The sequence below is a fragment of the Kitasatospora sp. NPDC029312 genome, assembly GCF_055569215.1.
Genome location: NZ_JBVHXY010000010.1, coordinates 1 through 14,312 on the forward strand (window position 1 = coordinate 1; position 14,312 = coordinate 14,312).

Annotated in this window: 16 protein-coding genes; 7 read left to right on the plus strand and 9 right to left on the minus strand. The window is 72.9% G+C overall.

Translation table 11 applies throughout. The features are described 5' to 3' along the window. Positions 1-206: 206 nt before the first annotated feature. From ACZ4WV_RS10865 to ACZ4WV_RS10875, 3 genes are read left to right on the plus strand one after another with little or no spacing between them, the layout of a single operon-like run. Positions 207-569 carry an ATP-binding protein gene (locus ACZ4WV_RS10865; RefSeq protein ID WP_465745016.1) on the plus strand — a complete coding sequence of 121 codons (363 nt, stop codon included), beginning with the start codon at positions 207-209 and terminating at the stop codon, positions 567-569. A 32-nt stretch (positions 570-601) separates the two neighbouring features. Beyond that, positions 602-805, plus strand: a complete 204-nt coding sequence (locus ACZ4WV_RS10870) for a hypothetical protein (RefSeq protein WP_465745018.1) — start codon at positions 602-604, stop codon at positions 803-805. Beyond that, positions 802-924, plus strand: a complete 123-nt coding sequence (locus ACZ4WV_RS10875) for a hypothetical protein (RefSeq protein ID WP_465745020.1) — start codon at positions 802-804, stop codon at positions 922-924. Before ACZ4WV_RS10870 ends, ACZ4WV_RS10875 begins: the two co-directional genes overlap by 4 nt. Positions 925-985: 61 nt before the next feature. Here ACZ4WV_RS10875 and ACZ4WV_RS10880 read toward each other — a convergent pair whose 3' ends face one another. The 5 genes from ACZ4WV_RS10880 to hisC form a co-directional block, all read right to left on the minus strand. Further along, positions 986-1,555 (minus strand): DUF5666 domain-containing protein, encoded by a 570-nt coding sequence (locus ACZ4WV_RS10880; RefSeq protein WP_465745022.1) that lies wholly within the window; start codon positions 1,553-1,555, stop codon positions 986-988. Positions 1,556-1,568: 13 nt separating this feature from the next. Then, positions 1,569-2,780, minus strand: a complete 1,212-nt coding sequence (locus ACZ4WV_RS10885; RefSeq protein WP_465745024.1) for an ABC transporter permease — start codon at positions 2,778-2,780, stop codon at positions 1,569-1,571. After that, positions 2,777-3,580 carry an ABC transporter ATP-binding protein gene (locus tag ACZ4WV_RS10890; RefSeq protein WP_465745026.1) on the minus strand — a complete coding sequence of 268 codons (804 nt, stop codon included), beginning with the start codon at positions 3,578-3,580 and terminating at the stop codon, positions 2,777-2,779. Before ACZ4WV_RS10890 ends, ACZ4WV_RS10885 begins: the two co-directional genes overlap by 4 nt. 3 nt (positions 3,581-3,583) lie before the next feature. Further along, complete coding sequence (locus ACZ4WV_RS10895; protein ID WP_465745028.1) at positions 3,584-4,999, minus strand: efflux RND transporter periplasmic adaptor subunit; 1,416 nt, start codon at positions 4,997-4,999, stop codon at positions 3,584-3,586. Between the two features lie 334 nt (positions 5,000-5,333). Beyond that, positions 5,334-6,419: a histidinol-phosphate transaminase gene (hisC, locus tag ACZ4WV_RS10900; protein ID WP_465745030.1), complete on the minus strand. Its 1,086-nt coding sequence runs from the start codon at positions 6,417-6,419 to the stop codon at positions 5,334-5,336. 337 nt (positions 6,420-6,756) lie between these two features. On the opposite strand from hisC, the gene ACZ4WV_RS10905 reads away from it, so the two are divergent. The 3 genes from ACZ4WV_RS10905 to ACZ4WV_RS10915 all read left to right on the plus strand — a co-directional run bounded on the left by ACZ4WV_RS10905 (position 6,757) and on the right by ACZ4WV_RS10915 (position 10,714). Then, positions 6,757-7,914 (plus strand): LacI family DNA-binding transcriptional regulator, encoded by a 1,158-nt coding sequence (locus ACZ4WV_RS10905; RefSeq protein ID WP_465745032.1) that lies wholly within the window; start codon positions 6,757-6,759, stop codon positions 7,912-7,914. 263 nt (positions 7,915-8,177) lie between these two features. Continuing rightward, positions 8,178-9,590 carry a metallophosphoesterase gene (locus ACZ4WV_RS10910; protein ID WP_465745034.1) on the plus strand — a complete coding sequence of 471 codons (1,413 nt, stop codon included), beginning with the start codon at positions 8,178-8,180 and terminating at the stop codon, positions 9,588-9,590. Positions 9,591-9,871: 281 nt separating this feature from the next. Further along, the gene (locus tag ACZ4WV_RS10915) at positions 9,872-10,714 is read left to right on the plus strand and encodes a hypothetical protein (protein WP_465745036.1); all 843 of its coding nucleotides are present in this window, start codon (positions 9,872-9,874) and stop codon (positions 10,712-10,714) included. A gap of 34 nt (positions 10,715-10,748) precedes the next feature. Here ACZ4WV_RS10915 and ACZ4WV_RS10920 read toward each other — a convergent pair whose 3' ends face one another. Then, on the minus strand, positions 10,749-11,282 hold the full coding sequence (locus tag ACZ4WV_RS10920; RefSeq protein ID WP_465745038.1) for a hypothetical protein: 534 nt from the start codon (positions 11,280-11,282) through the stop codon (positions 10,749-10,751). Positions 11,283-11,372: 90 nt separating this feature from the next. Next, the gene (locus ACZ4WV_RS10925; protein WP_465745040.1) at positions 11,373-12,308 is read right to left on the minus strand and encodes a LysR family transcriptional regulator; all 936 of its coding nucleotides are present in this window, start codon (positions 12,306-12,308) and stop codon (positions 11,373-11,375) included. A 137-nt stretch (positions 12,309-12,445) separates the two neighbouring features. Between ACZ4WV_RS10925 and ACZ4WV_RS10930 the strand changes: the two genes are divergently transcribed. Continuing rightward, entirely contained in the window at positions 12,446-12,832 is a 387-nt protein-coding gene (locus ACZ4WV_RS10930) for a VOC family protein (RefSeq protein ID WP_465745290.1), read from the plus strand. Between the two features lie 208 nt (positions 12,833-13,040). Here ACZ4WV_RS10930 and ACZ4WV_RS10935 read toward each other — a convergent pair whose 3' ends face one another. Both ACZ4WV_RS10935 and ACZ4WV_RS10940 read right to left on the minus strand, forming a co-directional pair. Beyond that, entirely contained in the window at positions 13,041-13,814 is a 774-nt protein-coding gene (locus ACZ4WV_RS10935) for a hypothetical protein (RefSeq protein WP_465745042.1), read from the minus strand. Between the two features lie 88 nt (positions 13,815-13,902). After that, on the minus strand, positions 13,903-14,061 hold the full coding sequence (locus ACZ4WV_RS10940) for a hypothetical protein (protein ID WP_465745044.1): 159 nt from the start codon (positions 14,059-14,061) through the stop codon (positions 13,903-13,905). Positions 14,062-14,312: the final 251 nt, after the last annotated feature.

Here is a 14,312-nt window from a genome sequence, read left to right on the forward strand (position 1 = left end):
CCGCTACGAACGCAAGGGCGAGCACTTCGCAGCCTTCGCCAGCATCGCCGTGGCCGTCATCTGCTACCGCAGACTCTCCAAATGAGATGACTCCTAAGCCCGAGGTAGTAGGCGCCTGCTGCCCCCGCGCCGAAGAGCAACCAGCCCCCGTCCTGGCCTCGCTCACGGCTTCTCTCTCCCACCACCACCGGCTCACGGAGGTTCCCGTGTGCACCCGTAACACGCCCTCGCTCACCCTCTCCAAGCAGGCCCTCCGCGCCGCCCTCACCCGCAACAACTGCGACCCCGAGACCATCTTCAACGCCGAGCTCGCGCTCGCCGAACTGATCGTCAACGCCTGGCGGTACGGGGACACGACCGCCCCCGTCGTCTTCTTCTCCATCCTCGGCTGCACCCTCCATGTCTCGGTCTCCGACGAGTCCGAGGCCCTCCCGCACCAGCGCACGCCCGCCGGCCTCGCCGAGACCGGCCGGGGCCTCCAGCTCGTCGAAGGCCTCACCCACCGTTGGGGCGTCAACCCGCAGAAGCGCGGCAAGAGTGTCTGGTACGAGCTGGACTTCGCGTCGTGAGCTGTGACCCCATCGCCCCGGAAGATCCCCGCATGCGCGAGTACAGCAGAATCCAGATCGCCGCGTTGCTGGGGGAGTTGCACCGGCGGGGCATCCCGCACGGCCTCCTCTGGGGCTCCGCCGCCACCCCCGAGACCACCCTCGACGGCCGCATCCTGGTCGACTTCGGCAACGCCCCCGTCAGTACTCTGCTGAACCTCCTCCACCTGCTCCGCGACCTGGACCGAGACCGGTGAGGTTCTTCGTGGGCGCGCTGCTCCTCGCGCTCCTCGGCCTGGCGATCACCACGGTCGCCCTGGGCGTGGTGGCAACCCTGAAGATGCCCCGCCCAGAAGAGCGGGACGAGCGGCGCTGAACACGCGGAGGCCCTCGCCCCGAGCAGGGCGAGGGCCTCGCGGGGGTCCGACGGCTCCGGGTCAGCCGTCGGACGGGTTCCGGTTCCCGCCACCGGTGAAGCCACCGCCACCACCGCCGAACCCACCGCCGGCAGCGCCCTCGACGAGCTGGCTGGCGTTGTAGCCGCCGTTGGAGTCGGGCGTCCCCACGACCGTCACGCTCTGGCCGGGCTGGAGGTCGGCGGCCTTGCCCTCCTTGTTGAGCTGGACCTTGGTCGAGTCCGTCGTCGTCACCTTGATGGTGTTGCCGTTGGCGTCCGTCAGGTACACCGTGTTGCCGTCCACGGCCTTGACCGTGCCGCGCGTGAACCCGCCCTGGCCACCCTGGCCACCCCGGCGACCGCCGTTCTGCCCGTACCCGCCCACAGAGGGCGCGGCCGCCGCGGCCCGGGGCGAGGAGGACTTCCCGCTGGGCGCGTCCCCCTTCTCGTACCAGACGCCGCCCGCGAAGGCCCCCGTGGCGATCACGCCACCGGCCAGTGCCAGGCTGAGCCAGGGCAGCTTGCGGCGCGGCGGTGCCGCCAGCTCACCGCTGACGTCCCGCGCGTCCGGGGGCGTGGAAAGCAGCGCAACCTGATCGGCCTGGTTCATCGAAGAAGTGCTCCTACTCATGACGGAGGGCGTCGATCGGCCGCAGTGCGGCGGCCCGGTTGGCGGGGTAGCTGCCGAAGAACAGCCCGATGGCGACGGCGATGGCGAACGCGCCGAGCACCGATTCGGGGATCACGACCGGCTTGATGCCGACGATGCTGAAGTGCGAGCCGACGATGCCCGCCGCCACGCCCAGCCCCGCGCCGATCACCGACAGCAGGGTCGACTCGGTCAGGAACTGCCCGAGGATGACGGCCCTCGGCGCGCCCAGCGCCTTGCGGATGCCGATCTCCCGGGTCCGCTCGGTGACCGTCACCAGCATGATGTTGGTGATCCCGATCCCGCCGACCAGCAGCGAGATCGCCGCCACCGCGCCGAGCAGCACGGTGAAGGTCTTGGTCGTGCTCTCCCGGGCGGTGAGCAGCGACGCCTGGTTGGTGATCCGGAAGTCGGCCTTGGCCGGGTCGGCGATGGCGTGCGTGCCGAGCAGCACCCGGGTGATCTCGGCCTGCGCCGCCGTCGTGCTGTCGGCCGACGCCGCCTGCACCAGGATCTGGTTGACCGGGCCGAAGCCGGTGAACGCGTTCTGCACCGTCGGCAGCGGTGCGATCACCACGTCGTCGGGGTCGGTGAAGCCGCTGCCGCCCTTGGCCTGGAGCACGCCCACCACGGTGAACGGCGCCCCACCGAGGACGATCTTCTTCCCGACCGGGTCCTCGGCGTCGAACAGTTGCTTGGCCGTCGTGGCGCCGAGCACCGCGACCTTGCGGGAGCCGAGCACGTCGTCGTCGGTGAAGTACTCGCCGCGCGCGACCTTCTGGTTGGCGGTCTCGAAGTACGCAGGGTACGTCCCGACGATCGAGCCGGGGCTGTAGGAGACGTTCCCGTACAGCGCCGTGCCGCTGGTGGTGACCACGGGCGCGACGGACTTGATCGCCGACGAGTCGGTGTCGCTCGCCAGCGCCTTGGCGTCGGCGACCGTCAGCTTCTTCACCGACGAGGTGGCCCGCGAGCCACCGGCCGCCGAACCGGCGCTCACGGTCAGCGAGTTGGTGCCGAGCGAGGTGATGGAGTCCTTCACTGCCTGCGAGGAGCCGTTGCCGACGGCCAGCAGCAGGATCACCGAGGCGACGCCGATCAGCACCCCCAGCATGGTGAGCGCCGAGCGCACCTTGTTGGCGGCCAGGCCGCCGACCGCGAAGCGGAGCGTCTGCCAGAGGATCACGCCGGCACCCCCACCTGGAGCAGGGCGGGCGGCGGCCCGTCGACCGGTGCCTGCCGGACGTCGCTCACGATCTGCCCGTCGACCAGCCGCAGCACGCGCTTGGCGTGCCGGGCGACCTCGTCCTCGTGGGTGATCAGCACGACGGTGCGGCCGGTGGCGTTGAGCCCGTCGATCAGGGCCAGCACCTCCTCCGTCGAGCGGCTGTCGAGGTTGCCGGTGGGCTCGTCGGCGAGCAGCAGCGCGGGGGCCGTGACCAGGGCGCGCGCCACCGCTACGCGCTGCTGCTGGCCGCCGGAGAGCTCGTTGGGCTTGTGCCCGGCGCGCTCCTCCAGCCCGACCAGCGAGAGCGCGGCCAGCGCCCGGCGGCGCCGCTCGGCGGCGCGCACGCCCGCGTACGCGAGCGGCAGTTCGACCTGGGCGAGGGCGGTGGTGCGGGGCACCAGGTTGAAGGACTGGAAGACGAAGCCGATCTTGCGGTTGCGGACCAGCGAGAGCTGCTGCTCGTCCAGGTGGCCGACGTCGATGCCGTCCAGCAGGTAGCGGCCGGAGGTCGGGACGTCCAGGCAGCCGAGGATGTTCATCAGGGTGGACTTGCCGGATCCGGAACTGCCCATCACCGCGACGTAGTCGCCCTGTTCGATGTCCAGGCTGACGCCCGCCGGGCCGCCGGCCGCCGGGTCGTCCGGGCCGCGCAGGGCGTGCACGGTGGCGTCGCCGTGCCCGTACGACTTGGTGAGCCGGCTGATCCGGATCACCGGGACGGGCTTCGCGGGGACGCGCTTGTCGATGACGTGACGCATGGCTCAGCCCCTGCCACCGCGACCGCCGCCGGCCCCGCCGCCACCGGCCCCGCCCGGGATGCCGGCCCCGGCACCACCGGCACCGGCACCGGCGCCGCCCCGGCCGCCGGACCCGCCGCCGAGGCCGGGGAAGGAGGCGTTCGGGAAGCCGTTGGTGCCGCTGGTGGTGGGGAGTTCGACCTTGTCGCCCTCCTTCAGGCCGGAGACGACCTGCACGGTGCTGTCGCCCTCGACGCCCACCCCGACGGTGACCCGCTCGGTGCTGCCGTCCGTGTGCACCACGGTCGCGGTCCGCGAGGAGCCGGTGCCCGACAGGGCGGAGGTGGGCAGCGAGAGCGCGTTGTCCGCCTCGCCGGTGACCACCTGGACGGTGGCGCTGAGGCCGGTGCGCAGGGTGCTGGTGTCCCCGCTGAGCTGGAGCGTGGCCGAGTACTGGACGGCGGACGAGCCGGCGGCGCCGCCGGAGCTGCTGACCGGCAGCGAACTGACCGACAGGACGGTCGCGTTGAGCTTGGTGTCGGACTGCGCGTTCAGCGTGACGGAGGCCGCCTCGCCCTTCTTCAGCTTGAGCGAGTCCAGTTCGGAGAAGTTGGCGGTGACCTGCATCCCGGTCGGGTTGGTCAGCACGATGAAGCCGCTGGGGGCGGCGGAACCCGCGCTCGCGCCCGTGGACTTGGCGGCGGAGGAGGAGGACGAGGAGCCGGCGGCGGTGGCGCCGACGGTGTCGCCGACCTTCGCCGAGATCGAGGCGACCGTGCCGTCCACCGAGGCGGTCAAGGTGGTGCCGGCCAGCGCCGCCTGGGCGTTGGTGAGGTTGGCCTGCGCGGTGGCGACCTGCTGCTGGGCCTGGGCGACGGCCGCGTCGTCGACCTTGGTGGTGGTGATGGTGGTGGTCTGCGGGGCGGGCGTACTGCTCCCGCCCGCCCCGCGACCGCCGCCGGCGCCGGAGCCCGAAGCCGTACCCGAGCCCGACGGAGCGCTCGAGGACGCGGAGGACGGCGGGAGCGGCTCGGTGGTCGTCGTGGTGACCCCGGCCTGCGCCTTGGTGAGGTTGGCGTTGGCCGTGGTGAGGGCCGCCCGGGCGGCGTCCACCTGCTGCTGGGCCGCCGTGGTGTCGACGGTCGCGAGCACCTGCCCCTTCTTGACCGTGTCCCCGACCGCGACCTTGACGGCCGTGAGCCGCCCGCCGGTGGTGAAGTCCTGGGCCGCGTCGGTCGGCGACACCAGGGTGCCGGTCCCGGACACCGTGGCCAGGACCGTGCCCTTGGCGACGGTCACGGTACGGGCGACGGGCTTGGCCGCGGCCGTACCGCCGCTGCCGTTGACCGTGACGTAGGCCAGGGCCGCACCGCCCAGCAGGGCCACGCCGAGCGCGGAGTTGACGAGGACTGCGCCTCGCCGCCGTGGGAGCACCTTCATGGCGGACAGCTTCGCGGGGCGCTCTTGCGGAGCCCTGGGCACGGGCTGGGAGCAGACTGACCGGCCGGATCCGGGCATTGCGGACCCTTCGCCCGCCCCGCGCGGGCACCTTGGCCCGATCGTGGCCGGCCGTTGGCCGAACTCCCAGCGCCCTCCCAGCGATCCCCAGCCATCCGGGAGGGCATCTTCAGACAACGCTCGGGGAGTGTGCCCCCACGCTCCCCCGGGAAACGCCGCAAGGGCGCACCCCCGTGGAGTGCGCCCCGCGCGAAGCCCCGCGAACCGGCGTGAACCCGCGCGAACCCGCGCGGATCCGGCGGCCCGCCGAAGGACCTCAGCCCTCGATCTCCTTACGGAAGGCCTCCGCCACCGCCAGGAAGATCGAGTTGCCCTCGGTCTCCCCGATCGACACCCGCACGCCCTCCGGGAACGGCCGGACGATCACCCCCGCCTCGGCGCAGGCGACGGCGAAGTCCGCCGAGCGGTCGCCGAGCCAGAGCCACACGAAGTTGGCCTGCGAGTCCGGGATCTCCCAGCCCTGGGCGCGCAGCCCGGCGACCACCCGGTCGCGCTCGCCGACCAGCGCCTCCACCCGCGCCAGCAGCGCCTGCTCCGAACGCAGCGAGGCGACGGCGGCGTCCTGGGCGAGCTGGCTGACGCCGAACGGGACGGCGGTCTTGCGCAGCGCGTTCGCCACCGGCTCGTGCGCGATCGCGAAGCCGACCCGCAGGCCCGCCAGGCCGTACGCCTTGGAGAAGGTGCGCAGCACGCAGACGTTCGGGCGGTCGCGGTAGAGGTCGATGCCGTTGGGCACCTCGGGGTCGCGGATGAACTCGATGTACGCCTCGTCGACGACCACCAGGACGTCGCTCGGCACGGCGTCGATGAAGCGTTCCAGCTCGGCGCGGTGGATCACGTTGCCGGTGGGGTTGTTGGGGTTGCAGACGAAGATCAGCCGAGTGTTCGGCGTGACCGCGGCCAGCATCGCGTCGAGGTCGTGGTCGCCGCCCGCGGTGATCGGCACGGGGACGGGCGTGGCGCCGGCGACCTGGGTGATGATCGGGTAGGCCTCGAAGGAGCGCCAGGCGAAGATCACCTCGTCGCCCGGGCCGGCCGTGGCGAGGACCAGCGACTGGGCGACGCCGACCGAGCCGGTGCCGGTGGCGATGTGCTCGGCGGGCACGTCGAAGCGGGCGGCCAGCTCGGCGGTCAGCTCACTGACGCCCATGTCGGGGTAGCGGTTGAACGAGCCGGCCGCCGCGATCGCCGCCTCCAGCACGCCGGGCAGCGGGTCGTTGGGGTTCTCGTTCGAGGACAGCTTGTAGGCGTCGGCGCCGGCCGGCTTGCCGGGCTTGTAGGTGGGGATGCCGTCCAGGGTCGGCCGCAGGCGCGGGCCCTGCGCTGACGTACCACTGCTCACGGTCGTACTCCTTCGTGTCTCTCCGGTCCGCCCCGCCGTGCCACGGTCGGGATCACCGCCGTGCCCGGGGACATCGGAACGCGCCCGGACCACCCCGGTCGGGTGCCTTGCACGATACCGACCGCCCCTCACCCGTAGGAGTGAGATGCCCGGACGGGTTACAGGCGCGGATCAGCCATTCTGCAGGGTTCCAATGGCACATGTCAGAGGTAAGACGGCTGGTTTCAGGCGGGTATCGAAGGGGCGCACCCTGGCTCGTTCATGGAGAAACGTATCTCCAAAGGCTCCCGATGCGCCGGTCACAGACCCTTGTCAGGAGCCATACGATCGGTCCGCCATGACAGCAGCAGCCAACCAGAGCGGTCGGCGTCCCACCACCTCACGGCGTCTGGAGCGGGCCGGCATCCGGGATGTGGCAGCAGCCGCCGGAGTGTCGATCACCACCGTCTCCGACGCGCTGAACGGAAAGGGCCGCCTGCCCGACGAGACCCGCAGCCGGGTGCGCGAGGTCGCCGAGCGCCTCGGCTACCGCCCCTCGGCGGCGGCCCGCACCCTGCGCACCGGACGGTCCGGCCTGATCGGGCTGACCGTCACGACCTACGGCGAAGAGCCCTTCACCTTCACCGAGTTCGCGTACTTCGCCGAGATGGCCCGGGCCGCCACCAGCGCCGCCCTCGGCCGCGGCTACGCGCTGGTGGTGCTGCCCGCCTCCTCCCGCCACGACGTCTGGGGCAACATCGCCCTGGACGGCACCGTGGTGATCGACCCGCCCGACCAGGACCCCCTGGTCAGCGAGTTGTACCGGTCCGGCGTCCCGGTGGTGAGCGACGGCAAACCCGGCAACTGCCCGGTCACCGCCTGGGTCGACAACGACCACGAGGCCGCCGTGCTCGGCATCCTGGACCACCTCTCCGAGGCCGGCGCCCGCCGGATCGGCCTGCTCACCGGCACCAGCACCGACACCTACACCCGGCTCTCCACCGAGGCCTACCTCGGCTGGTGCGGCAAGGTCGGCCAGGAGCCGGTGTACGAGACCTACCCGGCGCACGACCCGGCGGCCGGCGCGGTGGCCGCCGACCGGCTGCTCGCCCGCCCCGACCGGCCGGACGCCGTCTACGGACTGTTCGACCCCAACGGCACCGACCTGCTCGCCGCCGCCCGCCGGTACGGCCTGCGGGTGCCGGACGACCTGCTGCTGGTCTGCTGCAGCGAGAGCGACGTCTACGCCACCACCGAACCGCCGATCACCACGCTCTCACTCAAGCCGCGCAAGATCGGCACCACCGTGGTCAACCTGCTCATCGACGCGATCGAGGGCGTCGACTCCGGCACCGGCGTGGACATCGCCCGGCTCTTCCCGCCACGCTTCCGCACCGCGGGGAACGGGCCGCCGCCGGGCACCCTGATGCCCACCGAACTGATCGTCCGCGCCTCCTCCCAGCGACGGAGCCCGCGCACCACCGTCAGCCCGCCCCGGCCGCCGGGCGAGGTGTGACGGGGCCTCCCCCCGCCCACCAGCGCCTGCCCGGGCGCCGCTCTGGACCGGCCCCGAACCGGCCCTGGACAGCCCCCCCGGACCGCCCCCGTCAAACAAGGTCCGGACCTTCCACGGACCGGGCCGGCAGCCGTCGAGGCGCTGACGAGACCATACCGAGCCGGGACAAAACGGACCTTGCGTGACCGCCCGGCTGACGCTCCGGAGGATTGGATACCCACCAGGTGACGACGGCGGGAGAGTGGTCTTCCTATGATGGGCGAATGACTCCCGAGGACCGCTTCCCCGGGCCCGAGCACCCCCACCCGGGCCCCCGCCACCAGCCGGACCTCGACGTGCTGCCGTACGGCACCTACTACGAACCCGAGCCCGCGCCGGGCTACCAGGGGGCGCCGTACGACGCGGAGACCTACAGCGGCTACGGCGGGGCGCGCTACCTGGAGCAGCACTGGCCCGCGGACGGTCAGGGGCAGGGCCACACCGTGCACGCCCAGGGGCTCGGCGCCGACCAGACCCCGGCGTTCTCGCCCCAGGGCCAGGGCGGCTACGAGGGCGCCGCCGACGGCTACGAGGAGCAGAGCGGCTACCAGGAGCAGGGCACTTACGAGGAGCGGAACGGGTACGACGGCGCGAACGGCTACCAGGACCGCAACGGCTACGAGGAGCAGGGGAACTACGAGGAACAGGGCGGATACGAGGACCGCGGCGGATACGACGACCGCCCCGGCTACGAGCCCACCCTGCCCGACCAGCCCTCCCCCTCCCTCCAGCTCCCCGGCCGCGACGACCCGCCCACCATCGAGCTCGGCCCGCCGCTGCCCGACCCCTCCGCGCCGACCTACCCGTACCCGGCCCCCGGCCCCGGCGAGCCGCCCGGCCCGGTCTACGTCGTCGGCGACGTGCACGGCTACCTCGAGGAACTGCGCACCGAACTGCGCCACCAGGGCCTGATCGACGAGGACGGCCACTGGTCCGCCGGGCGGGCCCGGATCTGGTTCCTCGGCGACTTCACCGACCGGGGCCCGGACGGCATCGGCGTCATCGACCTGGTCATGCAGCTCGCCGCCGAGGCCGCCGCCGCCGGCGGCTACTGCCGCGCCCTGATGGGCAACCACGAACTGCTCTTCCTCGGCGCCGCCAAGTACGGCGACGAGCCCGTCCAGTCCACCGCGGGCACCGCCTCCTTCCTCGCCGCCTGGCGGCTCAACGGCGGCCAGCAGAACGACCTGGACCGGCTGGAGGCCCACCACATCAGCTGGCTCTCCCGGCTGCCCGCCATCGCGCTGGAGGACGGGCACCTGCTGCTCCACTCCGACACCACCGCGTACCTGGAGTACGGCGAGTCCATCCCCGACGTCAACGACGCCGTGCACGGCGTGCTCGCGGACGGCAGCGTGGACGAGTGGTGGGACTGCTTCCGCCGCTTCACCAAGCGCTTCGCCTTCCGCGGCGACGCCGGACCGACGGCCGTCCACGAGCTGCTCGACACCTACGGCGGGACCCGGATCGTGCACGGGCACAGCCCGATCCCGTACCTCACCGGCGCGGTGCACGCGGACGACGGGCAGCCGCCGCACATCCCGGGGCCGTACGTCTACGCGGACGACCTGGCGGTGGCGATGGACGGCGGGGTCACCATGGAGGGCCGGCTGCTGGTCGCGCGGCTGCCGATCTGAGCACCCCTACCGGTCGGATCATCTGATCCGCGATCAACTGATGTCTCGTTTCGAACGGTTGTTCCCGGCGCGCAAGTAGCCGCGTGCGCGCGGCCCGGGGCGCGAAATTCCGGAAACCGACTGTCAGCACGGCCGCACCCGCCCCTACCATGAGGCACACCACACCCGGCCGCCCGTCCGGCGGCCCGCCTCCGCGCCCGTCTCGGCGTCCTGAGGGGCCCCGCGTCCTCGATGCGCGTCCTTCCTCGATGCCGGCCGGGGTCCGCATGAACGGGGTCCCCATGTCCAACCCCCCGCCGCTGCTCGCCGAGGACCGCCCGGAGTACGAGCGCCTCCTCCGCGAAGCCCTGCGCGACCGCACCGTCCTCACCGCCCTGCGCGCCCCCGGCGCGCTCACCACCGACCAACTGCGCGTCCGCGCACTGCGCGACGCCGACCGCGTCAACGCGGCGGCCGCCACCGAGTACGCCCACTACACCGAGCTGCGCGACAGCCTGCGCACCGCGCCCCCACCGCCGGCCGACGTCGAGCCGTACGCTCCGCGCCTGCTCAGCCAGCTGCGCTCGGGCAACGACGGCGCCGGGCTGTTCCCCGTCCTCACCGTGCTCACGCCGATCCTCGCCTGGTCCGCCGCGCTGGTCCTGCTGCTGATCGGCTACCTGCTGCGCGCCGCCGACTCCAGGCTCGCCCTCGCCCGCTCCCTGGTCACCGCCGGCTGGGTGGCGCTCGCCGCCGGGGTCGTCGCGATGGCCGTCGGCACCATCGGGCTGCTCCTCACCGCCATACGCGGCGGCGCCGCCGTCCCGGCCGGCCTCGACCGGGAGCTGGCCGCCGAACTCGCCGCCGCCCGCGCCGAGTGGCGCGCCGCCCTGCGCGACCACGGCCTGCTGCCCTACCTGCACACCCACCTGCCGGCCGTGCCCGGCCGCCCCGCCCCGGGCTTCACCCCGCCCGACTATGACAGCCCCGACTTCACCGGCCCCGACTTCACCGGCCCCGGGCCGAACGGCGGCTCCACCGACGCCGAGGGCCGCACCGCCCGGCCCGCCGCCTTCACCACCCCCGACTTCACCGGCCCCGGCTACACCTCGCCGGACTTCACCGGCCCGGACGACGTGCGTTGAGCCGTGCCGCGGCCTTGAGTCGGGGCCCGGCCGGTCAGGCGGCCCGCGGCGCCGCCACGACGCCGCTGCGCGCCGGCCGGCCGTCCGACCGGCCGTCCGACCGCTGGGCCGCCAGCCGGACCGACAGCCGGGCCGACAGCGCCCGCTGGCCGTTCGCGATCCACCGCACCGGCCAGCGCAGCAGCACGTACAGGGTCAGCGCCCAGCCGAGCGCGTGCACCGTCCAGACGCCGGCCATGGTGGGGCCACCCCAGGCGTGGTGGTAGTCGGTGTGCAGGTACCAGATCGGGTAGCCGAAGTTCCGCACCGAGTTGAACAGCGCGTAGCCGACGACCACGAGCGCCGCCACGTCCAGCGGAAGACCGAGCACCACCCGGGCCAGCACCCGGCCGCCCGTCCAGCCCCGGCCGCCGGACACCCGCTGCTGCCACCGTGCGGCCCGCCCGGACTGCCCGGTCAGGCCCAGCACGGCCCCCACCGCGCCGGCCGGCAGTGCCAGCCCGGCCCGGACGGCGTCGCGGACGACGGTGCCCATGTCGGCGCCGAACTGACGGTGGATCGCGGACATCCCCGGGCTCCTCACCCTCGCTCTGCTGTTGTCCTCATCCTCCCGCCGCACCACCCCGCCGATCGTCACACCGGAGAGCCGGATCGGCCGTCATACCGGAGTACTACCGGCGTCCCCGGCCTCCGCCACGTCCGCCACGTCCGCCACGTCCGCCACGTCCGCCGCGGCCCGGGCGAACTCCCGGACCCGTGCGGTGCTGTTGCCCCGCCGCCAGATCAGCCCGCGCCGGATCAACGGGGCGTCGTGGATCGGTACGTACACGAGATCAGGGCGCGGGTAGTACCGGCGGCAGTGCTCGCCGACCGGGAGGACGCCCCGGCCCATCGCCACCAGGCTGAGCATCTCGGAGAAGGTCCCGCCCGCCGGCCCCTTCGGGACGGGGCGGCCCGACGGCGTGCGGTCGGGGGTGCGGTCGCGCTTGAAGCCCACCGAGGTCACCGCCGGGTACTGCACCACCGGGTGGTCGGCGAGCACCTCCAGCGACACCGAGGCCTCGGCGGCCAGCGGATGCCCGGCGGGAACGGCCAGGGCACGCCGCTCGGTGAGCACGACGGGCCCGAGCACCATGCCGTCGAAGGGGTAGGAGGCGACCAGCACGTCGATCGAGCCGTCCTCCAGGCTTGCCCGGGAGTTGGCGAGCTGCACCTCGCGGACGTCCACCCGGCAATCGGGGTGGCGCTCCTCGAACAGCGCCACCACCCGGAGCAGCACCGGCGCCGTCCACTCCCCGAGGAAGGCGACCCGCAGCTGCCCGGTCACCCCCCGGCTGGCGTCCACCGCACGGCGCACCGCCTCCTCCATCGCGGCCACCACCGGCGCGAGGTCCTCGGCCAGCTGCCGCCCCACCGCCGTGATCCGGACGGACCGGCTGGTGCGCTCGAACAGCGGGCCGCCGATCCGGCGCTCCAGCGCCCTCACCACCTGGCTGACCCGCCCGGTGCTGAGGCGCAGCCGCTCGGCGGTCCGGCCGAAGTGCAGTTCCTCGGACAGGGCCAGGAAGACCTCGATCTCCAGCCGCTCCAGCATGTCTCCCCCGTCGTTGAACCGGCAATCGTTAAATCCGGCTCAACGATCGTATGTCCATCCGATGTTGATCACCGCTACCGACCGGAGGATCGTTGAACCCGTTCCCACCCCGCCACCCCGAACCGGAGCCGATCACCATGCGCGTCGTCGCCCTCGACCACCTGGTCCTCAACGTCAGCGACATCGAGCGGTCGCTCGCCTTCTACACCGGACTCCTCGGCCTCGAACCCGTCCGGGTCGACGAGTGGCGGGCCGGCAAGGTCTCGTTCCCCTCCGTCCGGGTCACCCCCGAGACGATCATCGACCTGTTCCACCGCCCCCGGCACGAATCCAACGTCGACCACATCTGCCTCACCGTGGAGCCCCTCGACTGGCAGGAGGTGATCGACGCCGGCACGTTCACCGTCGTCGACGGCCCGGTCAGCCGCTACGGCGCCCGTGGCAGCGCCACCTCCGTCTACGTCCAGGACCCGGACGGCAACACCGTCGAACTCCGCTGGTACCCCCAGGACGCCACGAGCTGACCGCCGCGCCCCCACACCGGCTGCTGTCCCGGCCCCACAGGGGTGGGCCGGGACAGCACCCTGTCGGACCGCCGGCCGGCCGGCCCGCAGCGGGTGGACCCGGTTGCCCCGGGCCGGACACTCGTCGGAGGCGGCCCGCACGACACCGGCGAACAGTCACCCCTTCGCCCCATCGCCACGCGTCGACCCGCAGCCCACTGCCGCGGATTCACCGGCGCGCCCGGTGCCCGGCCGGCCGGTCGAGCCCATGGCGCGCGCTCCGGGCGGCGGTGAGCTGGCGCACCAGCTGGTGGAGTGAGATGGCGCCGGTGAGTGGGGGCAGCCCGGCGACGACGACGGCGGACGGCGTCCAGGAGACGTCGGCGATGCACAGCGCGGCCGCGAGGCCGGAGAAGAGCACGACGACGACCCAGGAGTGGAACGGCTGGCGCCCGTGCTGGACGGCGCGCAGAACCGACAGACCACCCGCGAGCCAGGGCCCGTAGACGACCACCGGCCACAACTGCGACAGGCCGCACGGCACGCGCGAGAACGCCATCTCCTGCAAGGGGCCGTAGGAGAACACCCAGCCCAGCGCGCAGGCCGCAGTCACAGTGATCGCCGTCAGCGCGCCGAACACGGAGCTGATGAGGTTGGGCCAGGCCGGGCGGGGAAAGGCGGGGCGTCGGCGGTGCCGAGAGGCCGGCAGGCCGTCCGGTCGGCCGGCTCCGGTCGGGCCGGGCGGGTCGACGGGGGCTCTCGGGGGCGGCACGTACGCCGTCTCGGGCCCCCAACCGCCGGCCGAGGAGACGAGGGAGCTGAACGCCTGCGCATCGCCGTACGCGGTGCCGAGGTCATAGGCGAAACCGTCGTCGTACCAGTCGCCCGTCGGGTGGCCGGCCTCGCGGACACGGCCGCCTGGACCGGCCCACGCCTCGCCGTTCGGCTCACCGTAGCCGCGGTCTCCGTACGGGTCGAGGAGTTCGGTCACACGGTCGTACACGGCACGCCCCCCATGTGGTCGTCCAGTTGCGGCTCGGTCCGGCCGCCCGCCCCGGGCCGCGCCGGGAATCCCGGTGCGGCGGGCGGCGTCATGATGCGTCCGAGAAGATCAGGGAGGCGATCCGCGTGGCGAAGTCGCTCTCCAACTGGCTGATCCTCCGCACGAGTTCGGCCAACGGACGCGAGGTGTGGGACAGGACGACGCGCTCGCCGTTGCGCGAGAGGTAGCCGGTGGACACGTCGCCCACGGCGTTCCGGCGATCGGGGACGAAGAGCCAGGCTCCGAGCGGAGCGACCGGCTCCCGTACGGGGGGTGACGGGGCATGGGGCAGGCATTGTGAGGTCACGCGTTCATCAACGAGAAGTGGCTGGCCTAGTTTTACGACATCCGGGCGTCCTTCTATATTCGATATCGAAGATGCTCCGCAAAATTACCCAATAAATGGGAGCCGGGGTAAAACTTTTTCCGCCGACAACGGTACACCATCGAACAGACGGA